The sequence below is a fragment of the Pedobacter sp. BAL39 genome (assembly GCF_000170795.1).
Classification (GTDB): Bacteria; Bacteroidota; Bacteroidia; order Sphingobacteriales; family Sphingobacteriaceae; genus Pedobacter.
The window spans coordinates 1-23,969 of sequence record NZ_ABCM01000015.1; the positions used below are offsets into that span (position 1 = coordinate 1).

The following is a 23,969-nucleotide window of genomic DNA, read 5'->3' on the forward strand; positions in this document are numbered from 1 at the left end:
ACAGGGGCAAGGCTAAAATAAATGTAAGGGATTTCCAATTAAATATTTATAATTGGAAATGCTTACCCTTTTAACGCTCCGATTTTTGTAAGGCCAACCCCGGATTAAAGAATAGGCTTTTTGTTCGGTGCTCGTTCGGTGCTTGTTCGCACCATGTTCGCAGTTGGAAAAGGGTTACGTAACCATTGCGTAGCCATTGGTTCGCGATTTGGTAAGCTAGAGCTAATAAAATCACCTCGGAATGGATCATTAGTGCGTATTTATTAGCGATTATACCCTGAATGAAGTAGGTAGGAGCGCTGGATGGTCCCAGAAAAGTTTAGCTCTGAATTCAGCGATCTTGTCCATATCTTCATCTATTTTGGCAAAGAGGTGTTTAAATCATTGAAAATAATTTATTCTACTTATTTTGCTTTACAAATGAAACCTAAACCTGATATGGACTTTTTTACAAAACGTTGCAGTTTTTTACTGTTATGTCTGATGCTGATTGCCGGTAGTACTGGTGCCCAGAATGTAGCAAATGATCGCTACCCGGTCATTCCTTATCCTCAACAACTTGAGCCTCAGACTGGCGAGTTTATTGTAGGACCACAAACCAGATTGGTCGTGGCCGATAAGAAATACTTTTCCAATGAAATTTCCCAGCTTCAGTCGCTAATAGCAACGAGCCTTGGGAAAACACTGCAAATGGGGTCTAAAGTGATTTCAGGTAGTATTATTCTTAAAAAAGACAACACACTTGCTGCGGAAGAAGACTATACCTTGTCTGTCGACCGCAATCAAATTGAGATCGCTGCTAAAAGTCCGGTAGGGATGTTCCGCGGAATCCAGACCTTAAGGCAGCTGATGCCCGCGGCTGTGGAACGTGCAGGATCAAGTAAAATCGTCGTCCCAGCAGTGATAATTAAAGATCATCCTACCTATTCCTGGAGGGGGATTCATCTGGATGTTTCCAGGCATTTCTTTTCTGTTGCTTACCTGAAGAAGTTTATCAATATTCTTTCATTATATAAAATCAATAAGTTTCACCTGCACCTGACTGACGACCAGGGATGGCGCATTGAAATCAAGAAATATCCATTGTTGACGGAACAGGGAGCATGGCGTGAATTCAATCACCAGGATTCGGTATGTATGGAGATGGCGAAAAGTAATCCTGATATGGCGCTTGACCCTGAACATATTGTACGTAAGGATGGCAAATTGTTGTATGGTGGTTTCTATACACAAGAGCAGATGAAGGACATCATTGCTTTCGCGTCAGCACGCCATGTGGAGATTATTCCGGAAATTGACATGCCAGGGCACATGATGGCGGCGATCAAGGCTTATCCTTACCTGAGCTGCGAAGGAGGATCAAAATGGGGTGCGCTTTTCAGTACGCCGATTTGTCCTTGCAAGGAAAGCACGTTTGAGTTTGCTGAGAACGTATATACTGAGATTGCCGCATTGTTCCCTTCCAAATACATGCACCTCGGAGCAGATGAGGTGGACAAAAGCAGCTGGAAAAATTCTCCGGATTGTGATGCCGTAATGAAAGCAAACAACCTGAAGTCGGTAGAGGAGCTGCAAAGCTACTTTGTCCATCGCATGGAGAAGTTTTTCAATAAAAAAGGAAAGAAACTGATTGGATGGGATGAGATCCTGGAAGGCGGGATCAGTCCGACAGCCATATTGATGTACTGGCGAAGCTGGGTGCCTGACGCACCTGTGAAGGCGGCGAAAAACGGAAACAGTGTGATCATGACACCGGGGAATCCATTGTATTTCGACCGTATTCCTGACCGCAATTCCATTGCAGATGTCTACGCTTTTGAGCTGATCCCTAAAGGGCTTACTCCAGAAGAAGCCAAATTTATCATTGGCGCCCAGGCCAACATCTGGACAGAGCAGATCCCTTCGGAGAAACGCGCTGACTTTATGCTGCTGCCAAGGATGACGGCATTGTCGGAAGTGCTGTGGACACATCATTCTGATTATGATGGTTATCTTCAACGCCTGAAATCTCATTATCCGAGGCTCGACCTGCTCAACGTCAACTATCGTGTGCCAGACCTGGAAGGGTTTGCGGAGGAAAATGTATTTGTCGACCGTGTAGTGTTGAAAATTGAAAAACCATTGCCGCAACTGACAATACGGTACACTACAGACGGGACGCCGCCAACGATGAGTTCAAAAGAATTACCTTATCCTTTTACAATTGCCGAGCCACTGAAAATGAAGATGGCAACGTTCAGTCCGGCGGGAAGTCGCAGTGACATTTACGCCCTGAATTACAAGCAACAAAATTATTTCCCTGCTAAGGCGGTTTCAGGATTGAAACAAGGGCTGACGCTTGATTATTACAAGGTGGAGATCAAGGGCGTAACAAATCTTCCTGCCAAAGCAGACAGTGTGGTACACATCAGCACTGTGGCCATTCCCGAAGTATTTGGAAAAGGAGGGAAGGCTTTTGCCGCAAAGTTAAGCGGATACATAGATGTTCCAGAGCAGGGTATCTACAGTTTCTTCCTGACAGCGGATGACGGTGCGAACCTATATGTTGAGGAAGAGAAGGTTGTCGACAATGACGGATGGCATGCGCCAATTCAGAAAAGTGGTCAGATTGCTTTGAGCAAAGGTTTGCATCCGTTTAGGATCCAGTTTGTTGAAGGCGGTGGTGGTTTTACACTTAAGCTGGAGTATAGCGTCAATGGAGGTAAGATTCAGGAGGTTCCCGCGGCCTGGTTAAAAGTGAAATGATAAAGGTTAATGTTGTTTTCTTGTTAACTAAATATTGATTTATTTCTTTCAACGCACATTTGATTTGTTTGAAATTGAATGTGCGTTTTCTATTTGTATTCCAACCTTTTATTGCGCCTTAACTGCACTTGATGCTGTATTTAGCACTTTTACAGCTATTTTCGGTGGTATTTACAAGTGTTTAACTTCTATAATTTTGTTTTTGATTAAATAAATGTTTTGATAAGTTATTGTAAGGTTGATTATTTCTTTGTAATCATTTTAGTGACGTGAATCACCTATTTTAAAAAGCTGTTTTTATCCGATTTTTGGACGATTTATCTCTTTTGATATCTTGTGATGCAATGTTTGTTTAATTTATAAAATATTTTTTTTGTTTGATTATTTAATATTATTACATTCGTCCGACTTACGGGTTATATAAATAAATATTAACACGCACATTTAATTTTTATTGCTTATTTCAAATTATCGCTCTCTACCGCCTTAACTTGATTATTCAATTAAAGTATTTGTTCGTCATTTACGCTACACATGAACAAACTGATCGCTGGAGGCACGCTTTTCATTTTACTGTTATTTTCGGGAAGTATTTTGTTTGGTCAGGATAAGGGATCTCTGTTTAGTAAAGACAGTGTTCAGAAGTATCTTGATAAAAAGATAGGCGATCGCGCATTAGATAGTGTCTTGAAAAATAAGCCTAAGCAACTCCTGCAGCGAACCGGTATTGACAAGTATCTGAAAAAGGATTCATTGAAGAAAAAGCCAACCTTAGGGTTTAAGGATTTTTACATTGAGAATGCCGGGCAATATGTGAAGCCGGAGACACCAGGACCTTTTCCTTCTTACATCAATAACATCACCATTTCCGGTCAGCTGATGGTCAAGGGTTTTCCGCTGAATATCAATCTCGCCAGCAATTACGACGCTTTTAATAATTTCAATTCCCTGGACAACAAATTGATGAAGATGAGTTTCAACAGGAATAGCCTTACACAGGCTTACCGTGCTAAACTTGTGGAGTTTCAGCATTACAAACAGGACAAATTAAGCGGCAGAAATATTGAAGGTTTTTTAAAAGATAAGGTTCAGCAGCAGGCCCTGGATAAAATGAAGGGCAAAGCCGGCAATCAGGACCGCATGATGAAAATTCTGAGCCGCCCCGAGCAGGTTCAGCAGTTACTTCAATTGAACCCTGCGGAACTGAAGCAAAAATTATATGTGATGCTTTCCGACAGCAAGGCAACCGCAGAGCGTTCGATTACCGGGGCTTCCGATAGTTTAAGAACCGTGTCGGGAATGAATGTCAATCAGGAAGTGGATGTCATGTTTGAGGTCATTCAGGATTTTAAGCAGGATATGGCAGACAATGGCATTGATCAGCAGAAGATCGGCTTATTTCAGAAATTTCTGGACCAGAAGATTACCGAACAGGATCTTGGAGACTTTTTCGTCAACGAGATGAGCAAGGAACAGAAATTTAGCGGATTGGGGAAATATTACTCTAAAGTGCAAACGCTGAAGGCGGGTTCTTTCGGGGAGCCACTTCCAGGCAGTAGTATGAATAATGACTTGTTCCTGAGTGGATTTATGGTGACTGTAAAGACCTTTCGCGGACCCGTAACGGTGGGTTTGGGAAACAGCAACGACCTGAAACAGCCGAAAGACCTGGAGTTCTCCAGCTCCCTATATGCGACTCCAAAGCTGTTTAGCTTTGTCAGCGTGCCCACTACAAATTTTTCGGTTGGCAAGGGACAGCTGAGCTGGGTCGGTGTGTATGACAAACAATTCAGCAGTACCATACGGCAATCTGTCAATGCAATGCCTAAAAATAACCTTGTTTTTACTTTGTCCCAGGACCTGAAGTTCAACCATGTGGGAAAGTTTACGGTGGATGTGTCTAAGTCGGCAACTGAATATAAGACGCTTGCGCTTATAGGGCCGGATCAGCTGATGATCGACCGCAATACCCAGGGGAATTACTTCAGAGATGATTTTATGGAAACCCTTTCTCTTGGAGTCAATCATGAATTTGAGGCACCCAGGTCTGGTTTTAATTCGAGGATGTACGTGAATTATGCCGGTTTAGGCTTCCAGAATCCAGGGCAGCAGGCTTTTGGGAATGTCAATCTCCGTTTTGGTGGTAACCTCAAAAAGAAACTTTTACAGAACAAACTGACCTTAAACCTGCGGTCAGACATCAAAAATACACCGATCAGTGCAGAGACTGGGGCGCATTGGAGAAATTACAATGTCCAGGTAGACAGTAGGTATAAAATCTCAAAAATTTTCAACGTCAACCTGAAATACATCAATAATGGTGTGAATAAGGTGACTACGGCGTCCAGTTCAGTGTACCAGTCGGAGAAATTTCAGATGGATTTCAGTGCGAATTATAAAATGGCCTCCAGACAGAGCTTTAGTCATTTCACATTAGGCAAGCAGGTGATGAACAATGTAGGTATTGCTACGCCGATAGATTTTCTTACGGCCAACTATGCCCAGACGGTGATGTTCAACGGCTTTTCTCTTACGGGAAATGTCCTGTACAATAAGGAGCTCAACACACAGGAGGCCATAGGGAATTTGTTAAACACGGATGCTGCCTGTCAGTATACCTTGTTCCGCACACTTAACCTGTCATCGGGAGTTACCTATCTGAACAATGCAGAAACTGCCGAGCAGATCGGACTCCGTCAGAACATACAGATGATGGTCAGGAAACATTTTGACATCAATGCTTATGTGGATGTAAAGAAAAACCTGATCAATCCACTATATCCGGATCTGTATTCAACAGGCAGGGCAGAATTTTCAATCAGATACTATTTCGACAGACAATGAGATATTTATATATAGTTTTTACTTTTTTGGTGTGGATGGTCGCATCGCCTGGTTATGGCCAGGTGAGTGTGCAGTTTATGCCTGAGGTATATGGAAACAGCGTAAACGGGTTGATGAATGCGACGATTTACAATGCAAGCGGCGTCAGAAGCGTCCGGTTGATGATCAGTGTGACTGAACGTAAAGCAGGCAAGGTATTGTCGCTGAGGACAGAACCCTTTACCATTGTTCCGGGCGCGAACAGGATTCCCGGCAGTGCGTTGAAGTCGGGCGCAATTGTAATGAATGCCAACAAGATTTCAAATTTCATCCGCCGTACGCAAACCTTTCCTCAGGGCAGTTACGAGTACAATTTTAATGTAATTGCGGCGTCTTCGTCCAGCGAGGAGCTGATTGACATGACCTTTGATCATGAGATCACACCACCGGCACCGCTGGACCTGGTGGAACCTTATGACAAAGACCAGATCTGTGAGCAGCGGCCGATGCTCAGCTGGCAGCCCTCAATTCCTAAGGCTCAGGGTACCCAGTATGAGGTGGTCGTTGCCGAGATTAAGGAGGGGCAGAATGCTGTGGAGGCACTTAACTATAATCTGCCTGTGGTCAATCAGAAGGGCGTCATCAACAACATCCTGATGTATCCTCCGGTTGCCAAAGCTTTAGAAGAAGGTAAGAGTTATGCGTGGCAGGTGACGGCCTATGTGGACCAGACCATCATTAACAGGTCTGAGGTATGGTCGTTTAAGCAGAGCTGCCAGGATACGGCTGCGGTGGTACCAGATTCAGATCTTGGGTATCGTGATATTGAAGACCTGATCAAGGGGAACTATTACGTTGCTGACGGGACATTGAAGTTTGCCCTGGTGAACTCCTATGAAGAGCAACGTCTCAAGTACACCATCAGCAGCCTGACAAATCCAGACAAGAAAATCAGGAATCTGCCGAAGGTGACGCTGAAAAGAGGACAGAATAAGGTGAAGCTCAATCTGAGTAGTAATATGGCATTTGATGAACATCATTCCTATATCCTGAAGGTGCAGATGCCGGATGGAAGCCAGAAAACATTAAGGTTTATTTATAAAACAACACTATGAAAATCTATTGGTTAGCGCTCTTTTTGATTTGCCTGACTGCCTGCAGCAATGCAGGAAAAGTAATGCGGGCTGTCGACAGTGATCTGGAGGCACTGGCAAACAGAAGCATTGAGAAAGAAGATGGCTCGGTGTTGTATAAAATCAGAATTTTCCCTTCAAAGAACATCCTGGAGGAACATAAAAAGACACTTAATCAGTCCATGATGTATCATGCAGACAGCCTTTTTTATCTTTTTGATGGGAAGAAGAAAATATATGCGATGCAAAGTGAACCTGTGATGAGCGGCATCAATGGCTGTTATGAGTACATGGTCGTATTTGACGCAGGGGATGATGTTAAGGCAGAAAATCAGGTGCTGGTGTATCAGGATAAATTTATTAATCAGAAACGTTACGAGCTTAGGTAAGAATATGAGAATACTGTTTGAGAGGAAAAAAACAAGATTTATTGCAAGGGTATTACTTTTTGTTTCGGTCATTCAAATTTTCCAGCCGCTGGCGGCTTCCGCATTGACCTCAGGGCCCGGCCAGCCTGAGGCACAGTCCTTTCAACCAGCTGGTGTATCTGATATGGTGGATCTGGTCAGTGGAGACTTCAAATATAACATCCCATTGATGGACATCGATGGCTATCCCTTGAACCTCAATTACCAGTCGGGGGTAGGTATTGATGATGAAGCAAGCTGGGTGGGGTTGGGCTGGAACCTCAACGTTGGCGCCATTAACAGGCAGCTTCGTGGTCTTCCTGATGACTTTGCCGGTGATAGTGTTGTTACGCAACATTACACAAAACCTAAGGTTACCGTTGGAGGACGTATTACAGCAAAGGTGGAAGTAAAGGGAAAGGCCAAGCTTGGCGGTTCGTTCACGTTCGGTGCTTTTAGCGATAACTATACCGGTATCGGGGCTGAGATCGGTGCAAATGCGGGTATATCCTATTCTTTTGCGAATGATGGTCTGATGACCGCGGGGATGGGGATCGGCGTGTTGTCCAATACGGCAAGCGGTGTAGATGTGACTCCAAATGTTTCTTTTTCAATTATGGAACATGGCAAGGAAGTGCAGCAGCAACGTGCAGGGCTAAGTGCGTCACTGGGTTACAATAGTCGTTCGGGCTTGAAGAGCCTTAATTTTGGGAGTACTTTTAAAGGGCTACAAGCCAACCCTTCGATTTCTTTTAATACAGAACCGATCTATCCTAAGGTACAGGTACCTTACCGTTCAGATTACAGTTCCTTTAGTTTTGATGTTGGATTTGCGGCAGCCATAGTATTTACCGGTGCCGGTGGGACAGGGTACCTCAATACCAGGCGCGTAGAAAAAGAAACACAGGTAAATCCCGGGTACGGCTTTTTATATGCAGAAAAAGGTAAGGACAATAAATCTGCTGTGATGGATTTCTTACGGGAAAAGGAGAATCCTGTTATTCCGGAGCTTCCGAATCTGGCATTGCCGGTACATACACCGGATATCTTTAGTTACAACAGTCAGGTTGGCTCCGGACAGTTCCGGTTATACCGCGGGGGAACCGGCGCTTATTTCGATAATGAAAGTACCGACAAATCCGGCGTGAATACCCTGGGCTTTGATGCGGGGGGAGGTCTCTATGCACACGGCGGTGTAACTTTTTTCAATCAGTCTACACATACCACAACCCGCAAATGGACATCTGAAAACAACTATTTGAGTCGTGGAGATTTTCAGGATGAACCATCGACGGACCTGAACCAGCAACATGTCTTTTTCAGAAAAGTGGATGAGAAAAATCTTGAGGACAATAGTCTTTCGGGAAAACTTAACCAAACATCACTGTTGTCGGTTACCACTTCAGGAAAAACAGCAAATGCTTCCTTCAGAAGCCAGAGTAGTCTGGGTAGCAACATCACAAACATCAGTTCGCCGATTACAAAAAATGAGCGGCAGATGCAGGGGACGATGGTATCTTACCTGACTGCCAATGAAGCATCTAAAGGAGGACTGGACAAAAATATCGGGATCTATGACTTCAATAATTTGGGTTCATTTGAGCCGCCCGTCAATCATCAGCCCATAAAAACTGCACAATATGCAAGGGTAACAGGCAGCAGGAAAGCCCATCATCTTTCGGAAATTACAGTTAACGACCCTGCAGGATCCAGAAGTGTATTTGGATTACCTGTATATAATCTGAAACAGGAAGAATATTCTTTTGCCGTCGGCGCTTCCTATACCAGTAAGGATGGATTGGTGGGTATTGGTGCCAGTATTCCCCGAAATCGTGGGATTGATCATTATTATCATAAAGACCAGACCGGTGCCTATGCCTATAGCTATTTGCTCACAGGTGTACTTTCGCCGGATTATGTAGACAAAACCGGAGATGGCATTACTGATGACGACAATGGTACCGGTATCAGATTTAACTATTCCAGAATTGGAAACTATAAATGGAGGACTCCCTATTATAACGCGACATTAGGCAATACTGCAGCCTTGAACAAAGCCATGCTCGCTGACCCTGAAGATGATAAGGCGAGTATCGTGTATGGTGAAAAGGAAATTTACTATGTGCATACCATTGAATCAAAGACTAAGATTGCCTATTTCATTACTGAAAACCGGAAGGATGGTCTTGGTGTGTCGGGCATCAACGGTGGCTCAGACCTCAACACCAGGCAAAAATGCCTGAAAGAGATCCGTCTGTATTCCAAGGCTGACGTTACTAAACCGATCAAGGTAGTGAAGTTTGATTACAATTATGAATTGTGTCCCGGAACTCCGAACTCCATTGCAGATGCTGAACCGGGCATGGCTAAAGGTCAGGGAAAGCTTACACTAAAAAAGGTATGGTTTGAATATGGCGGCACGCAAAAAGGCGCAAATCATCCATATGTTTTTACCTACCAGTCGAAAATTGACGGGAACGTGATTGAATACGCAACCATGGCCACAGACCGGTGGGGCATGTTTAAGTTTCCGGTTTCCAATCCCGGTGGGCTGAGCAATGAGGAGTTTCCTTACGCCAGCCAGGATAGGACGACAGCAGACAAAGCAGCGGCGCTGTGGCACCTGCAGACTATAGAGTTGCCATCAGGCGGAAAAATTTCTGTAAACTATGAGGCCGACGACTACGCCTATGTGCAGGACAAGGAGGCCATGGAAATGGTTCCGATGGATCTGCTGGGCTCAACAACGCTTGAAGGAGCAAGGGGAGTTAAGATTCCGTTGAGCAAGCCATATCCTGCGAATTCAGGACTTACGCCGACTGCCTGGTTTAAAAAGACTTACCTGAATGGGGCAGACTATATGTATACCAAGGCGATGGTGAAGATCAGCACTTCCAATGCCCCAAGTAATGGCAGGGACTACGATTTTATTCCTGCGTATTGTAAGGTGTCTGAAGTGCAGATTACCGGTGACCTGGCGGAGGTAAAGTTTGAGATGATCAATGAGGCCGATGTGGAGATGAATCCGATCAGGTTCGCGGCCTGGCAGCGCTTAAAAAATGAGTATCCGAGATATGCCTATCCAGGTTATCAGAATAGGGTGAAAGACAATCCCGGAGGTGTGCAGGCTGCGGTCAATGCCATTCTTGGGGCTGCAAGGAACCTCTCTGAACTTAAGGAAAACTTTTATAAAAAGGCCCAAAGGAAGGGATATGCCAGGGAACTGGTCAAGGAAAAGAGTTTTGTACGTATTGCAAAGACCTCGGGAGTGAAGATCGGCGGCGGATTGAGGGTGAAAAAAGTCATGATCGAAGACAACTGGGATGATTTTACAGGCGACCAGGTCCCTCGGGCGATTTACGGGCAGAGTTACGAGTATACGACCATGCGTGATGGCGTCAGGATCAGCAGCGGCGTAGTCAGTTATGAGCCATCTATTGGTAACGATGAAAATCCGTTGAAACAACCTGTGCCTTATGTACAGAAGATCAAAGGGGCCATCAATAATTTCTTTGAACTCGAAGAACCATTTGGGGAATCGTTTTTTCCTGCTCCGGAAGTTGCTTACAGCAAAGTTATCGTAAGGGACCTGGAGGCTGGTGGCGAAGAGGTGGAACTGCCTAAGACGGGGTATATTGTCAATGAGTTTTATACCGCGAAGGACTTTCCTGTATTTGTGAAGGCTACTGATATCCAGAGGTACAATCCACGGCCTGCCTTTAGTTATTCCCTGATCAAGACCAATAGTATTGAGGAAATGGTATTGTCGCAGGGGTACAGCATAGAAATTAACGACATGCACGGAAAGCCAAAGGCGGTGAAGGTGTTCAACGCCTCTGGTGCAGAGATTTCCGGTACGGAGTATTTTTATCAGGTGCAGGATCCGAAAGCGCAGGCGCTCCGGCTGAACAATGTGGTCAAGGTTGTTAACCCGGATGGTTATGTGGTAGACAAGGTTCTGGGAAGGGATATTGAATTTTTCACTGACTTCAGGGAGCAGGAAACTTCCAACAATGGTACTGCGGTAAACCTCGGAGTGGATGTGATCCCATTCTTTTTTGGTTTCCCTTTACCAATTCCACATTGGCCTACAAACGGGAATAACGAATACAAACTGTTCCGCTCAGCCTGTGCAGTCAAGGTGGTCAGAACAACTGGCATCATTAATAAGGTGGTAAAGACAGAGAATGGCTCGTCAATAGCCATTGAAAATGTGGCTTATGACGGTCTGACGGGTGAGGCACTGGTGACACGTACACAGAATGAATTTAAGAAATACCTGTACAGTGTGAACCTGCCCGCATATTGGGTGTATAAAAAGATGGGTGGTGCCTATCAAAACCTGGGTATGGTATTGAAAGACGTGGAGATCACTTCAGGAACGGAGATTAATCCTGTGTACTGGTCTGTTTTGCGTCAGGGGGATGAAGTGGTGAATCTAAACAATGGTACAACGTACTGGGTAATTGATCAGACCAGGCAGGGCACCTATTCGGATGTCTATTCGAAGGTGCTGATGGACAGGGATGGTCAGTTGGTGAGGAACCTGAACAAAAGCAATTTTAAGGTGACGCGCTCAGCGTACCGGAATTTACTCAGTCAGGGCGCAGCGAGTATTGTTTCATTGGGAGATCCATTGAGAACAGGAAGGCTGATGCTGTACTCGGACCAGGACCTTGGAGATTATAAGCTGATCAGCGCATCAGCCGCAACATATAGCGAAGATTGGGCGAGTAAGCTGGATTGCAGTTTAACTAAGCTCAAGCCACCGATAGCAAATACCAATCATTGTTTTAGTTTCATCTCTGGTGCGCAGAGTAACCTTTATGGAAACAACGGAGCGAGAATTACGCATCCTACTGAGGGATCAACTGTCGTTGTCAAGTCTACCTATTGGGGAGGTATAGATTATGGCGGGGGTGTGGCACGGATGGCGGAAGCCGACACCATCGCCAGACCTGCTGCAAAAATGGCTTTGGCAGCAGGTTGTACTGAACCATATATGGGGGGATGTAATCGTAGTGAGCCCTCGCTACCGCCAAATCAGGCTCATTCCAGCTGGGCGTTAAATCGAAGTGGGATCTGGCTTTCCATTGCCATCCCTTCGAATCTGGACGAGTGGATTGGTTTTGAAAAGGAAGTGAATATTCTTAGATCCGACATCTATTACATGGGTTTCGGTGCTGACAATGGAATGAACGTATTTATAGACGGACATTTGATTGGTGAACTGAGTACCTCATCTTCGGATTCTTATAACTACTGGACGGTTAAACCGATTGAACTCAGTCAAGGGAAACACAGACTGAGGGTGGAGTTCCTGAATAAATGTGTAGCGGACGCCAATAATGAAAGCAATGCGGGCACAGCAGGGCTGGAAATTTATGATGCACCTTATAGCAGTTTGATAAATGGTACCTATTCCGCTTCAAATCCGCCACCTATGCTGTTTACTACCAGGGATCTCCGTGGAAAAACGGACACCCAGGTGTTCAGAACCCTGAACGGATCACGTATTTGGTATTACACAAATGAGGATGGTTCTCCATATGATGTGCTGCTGGGTTCTACACAGTATATCAATCCATTTGTGCAGGGTTACAAAGGCAATTGGAACCTGCAGGAGCAAAAAGTATTTCAGGAGCAACGTGACTATGACCGGATTTTCAATGAAGGTAAAAAAGGAATTGACGTAAAAAATGCAGGATACCTGAGATCATTTAACTCGTTTTATACATTTTCATCCCAGGTAGGCTGGAGGAGTAGTGTTAATCCTGTAAACTGGGTGACGGCAAATGCGGTCACCTTGTATGACCGGTATGGACAAGAGTTGGAAAACAAAGATGCCCTGGGCAGATATAGTGCAGCGAACTTCGATTTCAATGGGGAGCTTCCGGCAGCAGTGGCTTCAAATGCGATGAACAGGGAGATTTATACCAATAGCTTTGAAGACTTCAAATTCAGGAAACAGACCGATCCCGAATGTATCGGAACTGAATTCGCGAGTCTGACTACCGAAGGAATAGATGCGCTGACCAGTCCTGCAAAAGCGCACTCCGGAAATTACAGTCTCCGTCTGAACAGCACAGGCATCCGCATGAAAACGCAGTTGCACAATCTGGAGCACAAAACCAACGATTATCTGATTCGCGATACAAGGGGATTTGCCTTGTCGAAAATTCCGGGAATTTATCCTAACGGATTTGAGCCGAGACCGGCACAGCGCTACATCTTTAATGTGTGGGTGAAAGATGCACAGCCGACGAATAAATCGGTGAACATCACCGCTGGGCTGAAGGGTGTCGCTGGGGCTGAGGTACCTATGACACTGAGTTGTAAAGCCATTGTGGAAGGCTGGAAGTTGCTGGAAGGCGTCATTGACCTTTCAGGCGTTGCAGGCGACAAGCTGGAGTTCACGCTAAAGTCTAAATCTGCGGAAGTCAATATTGATGATATACGGATTCATCCGATGGATGCCCATATGAAATCCTACGCGTACAACGATAAAAATTTCAGGCTAATGGCTGAGCTGGATGAAAATGCATTTGCCACTTTTTATGAATATGATGACGAGGGATCACTGGTGCGCGTGAAAAAAGAGACAGAGCGGGGCATTGTGACACTCAAAGAAAACAGGTCATCCTACAAAAAACGTGCACTGTAAAGGTAAAAGGATATGAGAAAGAAATTGATAAAGGTTATAGGCATTGCAGGACTTCTGGTCATTGGAGGAACATCCCTCTATGCCTGGTCTGTTTACCGTAATGCAAAAGTTATTGAAGTTGCCAAAGACAACGCAATAGCAGATACCCTGGGTGTTGCAGCACCGGACACTGCCCTGGTACGTCTGTTTACAAAAGTTTCTGCGGGACTGGATCCGAATAGAAAAGAGTTTCTGCTGACCGGTGTGCTGGATGTCGTGAATGGCGCTGACAGCACCGATAATATGAACCGCGCAGATTACCTGTTCAGCAAAAAGGGGAAAGAATTTTATTTTAAACTTGGGCAGACAGAGGTTTTTAACCTGAAGAGCTTCTACCTGTTCATCGATCACGCGCAGAAGAAAGTCATACTTTCCAAACAGAAGCAGATCAATGCAGGTAATGTGATGCCCGATCTTCAGCAGATGATCGCACAGATACAGGGAGAGGGCTTCGAGGTGAGCCGTATACAAACGGAAGGAAATGAGCAGATCACTTTGTCCAATCCGCATCATTTGAGCTGTAAGGAGTTTAGTCTTGCATTCGATGAGACAACGTTGAAGCCGGCATTGCTGCGCTTCAGGTTAAGTGATGGCGAGGAGCCAGAGAACAAAAAGAGGGATCAGGTACTGAACCTTCGGATCATGGAATCGGCAACAAAATCCGATCTGGAACGCTATGCCAGTAAAAAGGTGGTGGAGCAGAAGGACAGACATTGGGTGCTGAGCGAAGAATACAAAGCTTATGATTTGATTACAATGATGTAAGGAATGATGAGTAACGAACAACTAACATTAGACACAACGATATAATTATGGCAGCTGCTCTCCGCAACACGCTTTGTTTATTCTTTTTATTGATTCTCTTTGCAGTCAAGGGCTTTGCGAGTGTAGAACCCTATGACAACTTTATAAAGGGACAGCTCAGGAAGAACGATACCCTACTGGTAAAGGACGAGAAATTTAACAATCCGCTATTCAACTGGTCGGACATCACCAACATATCGGTGCAGAATGCCATCTCATTAAGGGTAATTGACGAGCAGGCCATCAGCCGTGATTTCAGCTGCAAAATAGCCTTAAAAATAGAATATTTCTCTGTTGCAGGGCAAACGGTTCCGACAGTGATCGACTCCGTGAAGCTAAACGTCAACTACTCGAAGCAGTCGGGCGCGGTTTATAAAAATATAGATACTTATAAGTTCAAGGACGGCTTCCAGGTGAAGGTGACGATCCTCGACATCAGCAGCCCGGAGTTTGGTACAGAGCTGCCTCCGGTACTTCAGCTGAACAGCCATATCCTGATCGACCGTAAGTATCTGTTCAAGCCCTTTTTGTTTATTGGAGTCAATGGTCAGTTTAATAGTGCCGGGGGTAAGATGCAGCGGCTGGGTAGTGGTTCCACTACCAATAATGGCAATCAGCTGTTATTGAGCTGGTCGCTGGTGCAGGGTGCCGAGGAGTACGACGTGGAATGGGTAACGATTGATGAAGGTTCCGAGTGGGCGAAATTGGCGAAGGATATGACGGACAACTCGCCGTCATTGCTGGATGATCAGCTAGATGCAGTGTTTCGCAACAATGCAACGCGCATCACCACCCACGAAAATAATTACCTCATTTCCCTGTTATACAATGCCAAATACATTGCCGTCCGCATGCGTCAGGTGCAGTATGACCTGGAGGGGATAAGGCTGGAAGGCCAGTGGTTTTATAAACAGGACAATACCAATACCTATTCCATCTGGCCACTGAGCTGGCATGAGCCAACGATGAACTGGCAGTATGAGGCTGCGTTTGCTGAAGAAGGCAAGAAAAAGGAGGTCGTCAGTTACCTGGATGGAACACTCAGAGGCAGGCAGAATGTTACACTGAACAATAGTGATGATGTTGCTGTGGTACAGGAAAATGTATACGATCAGTTTGGTCGCGTGGCAGCCAATATCCTGCCGGCACCGGTAAAGGAAACGGCATTAACGACGCAATATTTACATTATTTCAAAGGCTTTAACAAAAACCTTTCCGGCAACAACTACAATTTCAATGACCTGAACAATGCCAATTGTGAGCCTTTTCCCAATGCGTTGAGTACAAGCTCCGGTGCCGGGAAATATTACTCTGGTCAGAATCAGTTTATCAATGATAAACTTTATAATAAGTACATTCCTGATGCGGAAGGATACCCGCTTTCTGTTACTCAATATACGGCCGACAATACAGGGCGCATTAAGTTACAAGGAGGCGTAGGGCCGGTTTTTCAGCCTGGTATCCCTGGGGAAAGCCATACTTCCAAAAACTATTATGGTAAACCCGAACAATGGGAGCTGGACAGGATCTTTGGTAATGATGCCGGATATGCCGAGCACTACCTGAAGAATATGGTGGTTGACCCCAATGGGCAGATCAGCGTCAGTTACCTGAATGCTGCAGGCAAAGCTGTTGCCACCGCGCTGACAGGGAAAGTACCTGCAAATGTGGATTCGCTGGATAGCAGGACCATTCCCAAATCGCAGATCACCCATCTGCTCAAACCAGATCAGTTCAAGTTCTCGGGAACTGACCTGAAGCTGACCGCCACCACCACTTTCCTGGCTGCGGTTACGGGTGCAGATACCCTGGGTTATGATGTAGAGCAGCTCATCAGCTTTTACCCGGGTGGTGCTTTTGAGCCATGCAGCAATTGTTATTACGACCTGACCATTACGGTAACGGACGACTGTGGCAATCCTGTTTACAGAAATGTTGAGCCCGTGAAGATTGGTTCAGCAACATCAAAACCTGCTCAAACTGGCATTTTTGCAGATCGCTTTCCAATCAATATCAACCAGATCGGCGAATATTACGTCACTTTCGAGTTTGCGCTGAGCAGGGATGTCATCGAGCATTTTACCAATGAGTACGTCACTGAGGGACAGACCAGGGGTGTGCTGAAGCAGCAGTCAGACTTTATATTACAATACCTGCAGGCGTCGAGCTTTGACGACTGCTTTTCTGACTGCAAGACGGCAGTTTCCAGGTTGGGGTCAAAAGGCGCTTTTACGGCTATGGTAAAAGCGAAACTGGCCGCTCTGGGGGATGCCAGCAACAGTTATGATGTTTATATCAGTACACTTTATGATGGTCTGCTGGTCAGGGCGACGGCGCTACAGGCCAGCTGTGCTACTGTGACTTCACCATGTGATGTTTATCGCACCCCAATGCTGATTGACGTATCTCCCGGAGGTCAGTATGCAATGATCGACTCTGCAGGTAACCTTTTGGAGCCGCTTACCAATGTATTGAGTTTATATTTCAGACATGGTGCATTCGATGAGCTGTCGAAAGGAAGCCCCATTTACCAGGCCAACCTGATTACAAAAGATGATGGTACAGTTACTTCTCCATATGATATAAATTTCACCATCGCGGACCTGATTAAATACTGGAGACCGGAGTGGGCAGAACAGTTTATCGTTTTCCATCCTGAATACTGTAAACTGCTTTTCTGTATGGAGAATAGCGCCTCTTCCAGCTGGGATGAGCAATTGCAGGAGACTGTAGCAGAGGCAGACCTTGCTACGTTGCTGAATGGCAACCGTTACGACCGCTCAAATCCAATCTGGCTTTTGTCGAGTGATCCATTTTTCCAGGCAGGTAGTGCAGGATTTATGTATAGGGATAGTATTGCCGCTGATCTGACCCAATACAGCAGATCTGTATTGAAACAACCAGGACTGGCCTTAAAGAACATCTGTCAGGTGGTTGATTTTCAACTATACTGTGCCGATGCTTCAGGAACTACCAATCAGCAGAATACTCAGGACACCTGGCTGAACTGTACACCGGTAGAAGATTGCAGGGTCATTGATCGCGAATGGGAGTTTTACCGGGATATGTACCTGGAGTTGAAACAGCTTTATTTCCAAAGAGTACGTAAAGAAACTACCTGTCTGAATTCATGTGAAGTTGGAACGCCCATAAAAGTACCCGAGGTCATTCCTGAAGATTGTATTTATGATGGGCCTACCACCAATTCTGACAGGTCGGTTGCCGGTCAGGCGATATCAGGTTTGTTGGACGCCATGCCTAATGGTGCCATAGAAATGTGGACGCATAACACAAGTGGTGCTTCAAGACAATTTATTACTGCCAGCCCGGATATGAAGTACATGGTGCAGAGCTGTATCAATGGCAACCTGCTGAGTGTAGATCTTTTCTCGTTATCACAATACAGCCCTGACAATGTCAATATTGACTTGTCTAAACATTTTTCTGTAGACATCAGCGACCAGCTGCCATTGAAACCATGGTTGCATGTCGTTTATCAGTCGGTAAATGGCGTTTCAGAAATCTGGGTGGGTGGCAAGAAATATCCGTTGCTTCCTGATGCACCTCCGGCAGGATGCAGCTGGGAGATTACGAGTAGTCCGCTGACGATGCCGGACAACTTTGATGATCTCCACCACCTGCGTTTATATACAGGGCGTAGCATGACTGCTTATGAAATTGCAGCCAATGCGGCGAGCAAATGTTTCCTTGCGTCGGACCATACTGCTATGCGCTGGTTCCGTTTCAACGTACCGGGCAGCATGCCATTGAGGCTGGCCAGGGCAAACGGGGCGCTGGTACAAAGTTGTCCGGAGACCTTGCTGACGAAAGTACCGCGGTTTGTAGTAATAGATACCGAAGGACTCGTGAGCTCGACCCCTGGTGCTGTTACTGAGGACGTGCTTGATAGAAACAATATCCTTCTGGCACAGCAGATCCGAGCTGCGGTAGAGGGCATGTCGGAGGTCTGGATTTCCAGGTTACAGCCAGGCCTTGATCTTGGCGGCTACAGCTCAGAGACCGTTACTGTATTGAAAACTAAGTTAAGTGAGCTGGCCATTGCGGGTGGTGACATGAAACATCCGATGGGTGCAAGCTCATTGCCTGCAGGGCAGACGATCATGGTTGGCTCACAGGCATGCCACAATTTTGGGGAGGTGATCAAAAGTGTATTGGGCCTGAATGGCTTTACCAATGAGCTCAACCCATGGCTGCTGGATGCTCCGGACCCTTACGATGTGAAATCACAAACTGCGGAACTTGTCATTTCGAATTCATCTGCAGACATCTGTGCGAAGCTGAATGCTTTAAATACTGGTGGCTGGAATACTTCAGAATTTTATGCACAGCTAAGCAACCGTTATGGAAGGGCAATGACCCTCTCGCCGGCAGATTTTGCTGTATTGATAAAAGGATGTACCAATTGTAAGTACTTGCTGTCGAAAGATACCAAACTGCCAGTCTTCCTGCAGGCAGAGTCAAAAGGCTGTATCAGTCGCGCAGAATATACAGCGGCTATGGCAGACTTGGCCAGTGCCTTTAATGGCGTTCCCGACAGCACATGGAGTAACCGCGAGGTGATTGTGGCGAACTATCTGAACCAGAAATGGGGATTTGGACTTGGTTACGATACCTACAGCAACTTCGCATCCGGTACAGCGGACCTATTGTGTAATGAGCCTCCCTACGATTCTGTTGAAGAGGATGTTTATGCCTGTGCGAAGAGCCTGATTGAACTGGCGTTTGGTTATGGCAGCAGGGACTATGAGTTATACATTGCCGAGGAGAAGCTGAAATTCAGATCGGCCTATATCAATACCTGCGCTGCGGCGAAATCAAATGTTCGTTTGTATACGAAACAGCAGATCTATCATTATACGTTATTTTACTATGATCAGGCGGGCAACCTTGTTCGAACTGTACCTCCTGAGGGGGTAACCTTCCTAACCGATAAGGAGATGGAGCTGGTAGATAAAGTACGTGACCGCTCTGATGAATATTGTAATTATGACGGCCCTGCCAGTGTCTCTAATAAAGTGACGGCATTAAGCAGCCTTTCGCAGACCCTGCAGAATACCACCAATAGTGCGGTGGAAATGTGGTTGCACAATGATATTGAAGGCGGTAGACAATTTATTTCGGCTACGCCGGATATGAAGTATATGTTACATGCTTGTCAGAATGGAAAGCTGCTGACTGTAGAGATTTTTAGCCTGAGCCAGACTGCGGCCGACAATGTAAGGATCACGTTGACCAACAGGGTTACCGCTGATATCGAAGACCTCCTTCCGCTTTCGCCGTGGATGCATGTGGTGGTGCAGGGAATGAACATGGGACAGGGCAACCTGGAGATTTATGTGAACGGTAAACGCTATGATGCTGTGCCGGGTGCACCATCTGCTGGATGTTCATGGTCTATCAGAAGCAATCCGTTGCGGATGCCGGATAATTTCGAATCCATTAAACACTTGCGTACTTACCTGGGACGTCTGATGACGCCAGCTGAGATTGCCGCGAATGCGGAAAGCAGCTGTTTCCTTGCCAGTAACCATTTAGCGATGTCATGGTACAGATTTAACGTTCCTCCGATGGGTGGGCCAACGACGATCGCCGATAACAGTACCCAGGAAACACAGTATAACGGAGTTTATCCTAAACATGGTTTATTAACTACCTATGCTTACAATACGACCAATCAGGTAGTCAAACAGCGTACTCCTGATGGTGGAACAAGTAAGTTCTGGTATGATTACCTGAGCAGGCTGGTGGTGTCGCAGAATGCGAAGCAGGTAGAAAACAATAATTTCAGCTATACCAAATTTGACGTCATTGGTCGTACTGTTGAGGTTGGTCAGAAAAGGGCAACGGGAACGGGATTGGCTGATCCTGAGTACCTGTCCAGTTCAAGTTACCAGAATTTCCTGGGAATGGGCAGCGATAGTCAGATTACACAAACTGTTTATGACGTACAACCTGCTGCATCTTCCGGTGTACCAGAGAATTTGAATTTACGCAATCTTCGTAAACGAGTATCGGCAAGTATTTATCGGGACTTTCAAGGTCCAGGATTTTCAAGTGCTACTTTTTACGATTACGACCTGACCGGAAATGTCAAAACGTTATACCAGCAAATTATTGGATTAGACCTCAAAAAACTGGATTATGAATATGATCTGGTGAGTGGTAAAGTGAACTTTCTTTCTTACCAGCATGGAGCAAATGACCAGTTTTACTATCAGTATAAATACGATGCGGAGAATAGGCTTACAGAAGCCTGGACGAGTACGACTGCGAATGTCAGTTCATATGGTGTGGGAAGTAGCCTGGCAGATCCCGACCGTCGACTGGATGCCAGTTATCAGTATTATCTACATGGACCATTGGCACGGATTGAACTCGGTCATGTGCAAAGTAAAGTCCAGGGAGTGGATTATGCCTACACACTTCAAGGTTGGTTAAAAGGAGTTAACGGTACAGCTCTTGGAGGTAGTGCGGCCGACATGGGGAATGATCGTAGTGTAATTGCTGCCGATGCGTTAGCATATACATTGGGTTATTACAGTAGCGATTACAAACCAATTGGCGGTACTAATGCAATGGCATTGAACCAAAAATATGAGCCTTTGCCAGATGATATCACCGGATCCAATTTATACAACGGAAATATCAGTAACAGCAGTTATGCAATAGCTAAAATTGGAACTGGTTCATCTGTTGGTTACAGCTATCGTTATGATCAGCTGAACCGCTTGAAGAAAATGCGTCAGCATGCTATCGGAGGGAATGCCGTCTGGAATGGAACCAGTATGACAAATGCTTTCAAGGAAGATTTTAACTATGACGGCAATGGTAACATTCTGGCCTTACAACGTAATAGTCAGGCTGTGGAGATGGATAACCTAACATATGGCTACTCCAGAGATGTTAATGGAAAGCTTTTAAATAATAAACTGACTGTTTTAAATGATGCGGTTGCTGGCAGCAATCAAGCTGGTGAGCTGAAAGGGCAAAGTAAGTATGTGTACGATGCAATTGGAAATCTCATCAGCGATGCCAATAATGGGGTTTTTCGAATTGAATGGAATGTTTATGGCAAAATAAGCACAATTATAAAAGGTGGACAAGGTGTCATCTCTTTTGAATATGATGGTTCTGGCAATAGAACACGAAAAATAGAAACCACGTCTGCAGGGACATCTACTACTATAAGAACATATTATGTTAGGGATGCCTCAGGAAATACAATTGCAACCTATGGCCAGGATGCGACGGAAACGAAGAGCATCTGGCAGGAGCAACATTTGTACGGTAGCAATAGATTGGGAGTTTGGAATCCGAACGTTGATCTGACTGTTGAAAACGGCACCAGTAAATGGGATTCTATCGGGAAGAAATCTTATGAGCTGAGTAATCACCTTGGAAATGTGATGTCGGTAATCAGCGATAATCGCCTGGTTGTTGAAGGGGGATATCAGCCGGATATTTTGAATGCGCAGGATTATTATGCCTTTGGTAGTCTGATGCCTGAAAGGAAATTTGCGGGGATCTCAGGTAAGAATTATCGGTATGGGTTCAATGGTAAGGAGAATGATAATGAGGTGAAAGGCGAGGGAAATCAGCAGGATTACGGGATGAGGATCTATGATCCTAGGGTAGGGAGGTTCCTTAGTGTGGATCCGCTGACTAGAGAATATCCTTGGTACACGCCATATTCATATGCTGGAAATATGCCAATTAGGTTTATAGACATCGATGGTATGGAGCAAGGGCCACCTCGCTTCTATTTCGAGCCAATGAAATATAGTGGCAAAAATACCGTAGCTGATTATGCCAAGACAATACCAAATGCTGCTACTGGGGTTGTGAACGGAGTAATTGGTCTCCTATATATGGCTAGTGATGAATTGAATGCTGCTACGACTACATTTAGTACCGGCTCGTTGCCATTTGACTATAAGGATGTAAAGACTTCTGTTCACAAGATGGGGCAAACGATTAGTGCAAATGCAAAAGAGCTGACGAAGAAAGAAAGTTGGAGCGCTGAGGCATTCAAGAATGCATTGAAAAATCCAGAAACATATCAGCAGACTATGGAGATGGGAGCTGCTCTTTATACTATGTCGAGACCGGTGATTGGTAAGGTCACTGTAAAAAATGCTGGCGCCAATGTTTCTATGGGAAATGTTAGTTTTGGAAGCCTTGCATCAAAAGCAGCAGAAAGACTTGGCTTTTTTGCAGAAGAAGTCTCTATAAATGGTGGAGTTGCGGATATACCAATTATTTATATGACAAAAGTAACATCAAGTGATCTTACGGCTGTTTCAAATGCATTGAGAGAGAATGGGGCAACGGCGATGAGAATCAATTCTGGCCCAATAATTAATAAAAGTATTAGTGGTAGGTTGTCGCAAGCAGCAAAACAAGGTAAAGAGTTCATGGGATTCAAGGTAACCGAGACAGGAAATTCAGAAAACATGTTTGTACTCGATAAAAAACTATAAGGTGAAAAAAATTAATGTTAATGCTAGAATTAGAAGAAATATGCTAGCTGAATTATCAGGTAGTTACTTTAAGGACGAAAACTCTGATTTTATTATACATTTAAATAGCGGAGGAAAAGATGCGCTCGTTGGGATTCAAAGAGAAGATGGGGTTTATACCGTAATAGGTAATGAGAAGATTTATTATTTGACCCTTTCTGGCATCGAAAGTGAAATTTCGATTAATGAGTTTTTAGATATTCTATCTCGAGAAACTTTATCGAAGGGTAAATCCTATAAGTATGAGTTTATAAAAGTAAAAGCCAACGAGTCCATATGGATTATGAATGCTGACACGATGAATGCATTGTGGAATACAATGTTATTATTTGATACTCGTATATAAATATTTTTAGTTAGTCAGAAAATTTCTGATCAATCAAGTAATATAATGACCTTATCTAAAAGTGTAGAATCCGGAGAAGTTAAGTTTACTAAAAATGCGATTTGGATCTTCGCGAGTTGTAATGCCGGTAATTCTAACGATCCCGTATGGGATATCGGAAATTTAAATATTGCAAGAAATACAGCTAATTTGTTAGGTATACAGACGATTGGTGCTAGAGGTTATGTTGGGCCGGAGTTGATTAATGGTAAAGACACTGGTAGGTTGATCGCAGGCAATTCTCATGGCTCAAATATCCAGGATCTTGGTTTTATCAAATTTACGCCTGTAACGATAACTTTAAATATGAGGAGCCTTGAGGATATCATTAATAAAAGACCTGGAAAGGATGTTACATATCTATTAAGAATCAAAGAGGAAAAACTTGGACTTGCTATAGACCCACGTGAATTTATTACTGATAAATAA

At 44.8% G+C, this 23,969-nt stretch carries 9 protein-coding genes; all 9 read left to right on the top strand.

Going from position 1 to position 23,969, the window contains the following annotated elements:
• Window positions 1-420 precede the first annotated feature (420 nt).
• On the top strand, window positions 421-2,745 hold the full coding sequence (locus PBAL39_RS17395; RefSeq protein WP_232282977.1) for a family 20 glycosylhydrolase: 2,325 nt from the start codon (window positions 421-423) through the stop codon (window positions 2,743-2,745).
• 534 nt (window positions 2,746-3,279) lie between these two features.
• A complete protein-coding gene (locus tag PBAL39_RS17400) occupies window positions 3,280-5,589 on the top strand; it encodes a hypothetical protein (RefSeq protein WP_008243943.1) in 2,310 nt (769 codons plus the stop codon).
• Between the two features lie 35 nt (window positions 5,590-5,624).
• Window positions 5,625-6,683 (top strand): DUF928 domain-containing protein, encoded by a 1,059-nt coding sequence (locus PBAL39_RS17405; RefSeq protein WP_157274091.1) that lies wholly within the window; start codon window positions 5,625-5,627, stop codon window positions 6,681-6,683.
• On the top strand, window positions 6,680-7,090 hold the full coding sequence (locus PBAL39_RS17410; RefSeq protein WP_008243946.1) for a hypothetical protein: 411 nt from the start codon (window positions 6,680-6,682) through the stop codon (window positions 7,088-7,090). Before PBAL39_RS17405 ends, PBAL39_RS17410 begins: the two co-directional genes overlap by 4 nt.
• Before the next feature lie 4 nt (window positions 7,091-7,094).
• Window positions 7,095-13,772 carry a hypothetical protein gene (locus PBAL39_RS17415; protein ID WP_008243948.1) on the top strand — a complete coding sequence of 2,226 codons (6,678 nt, stop codon included), beginning with the start codon at window positions 7,095-7,097 and terminating at the stop codon, window positions 13,770-13,772.
• A gap of 12 nt (window positions 13,773-13,784) precedes the next feature.
• Entirely contained in the window at window positions 13,785-14,576 is a 792-nt protein-coding gene (locus PBAL39_RS17420; protein WP_008243950.1) for a hypothetical protein, read from the top strand.
• Window positions 14,577-14,623: 47 nt separating this feature from the next.
• Window positions 14,624-23,116, top strand: a complete 8,493-nt coding sequence (locus PBAL39_RS17425; protein ID WP_008243952.1) for an RHS repeat domain-containing protein — start codon at window positions 14,624-14,626, stop codon at window positions 23,114-23,116.
• 1 nt (window position 23,117) lies between these two features.
• Window positions 23,118-23,501 carry a hypothetical protein gene (locus PBAL39_RS17430; protein WP_039866993.1) on the top strand — a complete coding sequence of 128 codons (384 nt, stop codon included), beginning with the start codon at window positions 23,118-23,120 and terminating at the stop codon, window positions 23,499-23,501.
• Window positions 23,502-23,546: 45 nt separating this feature from the next.
• Window positions 23,547-23,969, top strand: a complete 423-nt coding sequence (locus tag PBAL39_RS17435) for a hypothetical protein (protein ID WP_008243955.1) — start codon at window positions 23,547-23,549, stop codon at window positions 23,967-23,969.

What these genes read in the sequence shown, in the direction of transcription:
- PBAL39_RS17395 (WP_232282977.1), top strand. Translation starts at nt 421, where the DNA reads ATGAAACCTAAACCTGATATGGACTTTTTTACAAAACGTTGCAGTTTT.
- PBAL39_RS17435 (WP_008243955.1), top strand. Translation starts at nt 23,547, where the DNA reads ATGACCTTATCTAAAAGTGTAGAATCCGGAGAAGTTAAGTTTACTAAA.
- PBAL39_RS17420 (WP_008243950.1), top strand. Translation starts at nt 13,785, where the DNA reads ATGAGAAAGAAATTGATAAAGGTTATAGGCATTGCAGGACTTCTGGTC.
- PBAL39_RS17405 (WP_157274091.1), top strand. Translation starts at nt 5,625, where the DNA reads ATGGTCGCATCGCCTGGTTATGGCCAGGTGAGTGTGCAGTTTATGCCT.
- PBAL39_RS17425 (WP_008243952.1), top strand. Translation starts at nt 14,624, where the DNA reads ATGGCAGCTGCTCTCCGCAACACGCTTTGTTTATTCTTTTTATTGATT.
- PBAL39_RS17415 (WP_008243948.1), top strand. Translation starts at nt 7,095, where the DNA reads ATGAGAATACTGTTTGAGAGGAAAAAAACAAGATTTATTGCAAGGGTA.
- PBAL39_RS17410 (WP_008243946.1), top strand. Translation starts at nt 6,680, where the DNA reads ATGAAAATCTATTGGTTAGCGCTCTTTTTGATTTGCCTGACTGCCTGC.
- PBAL39_RS17400 (WP_008243943.1), top strand. Translation starts at nt 3,280, where the DNA reads ATGAACAAACTGATCGCTGGAGGCACGCTTTTCATTTTACTGTTATTT.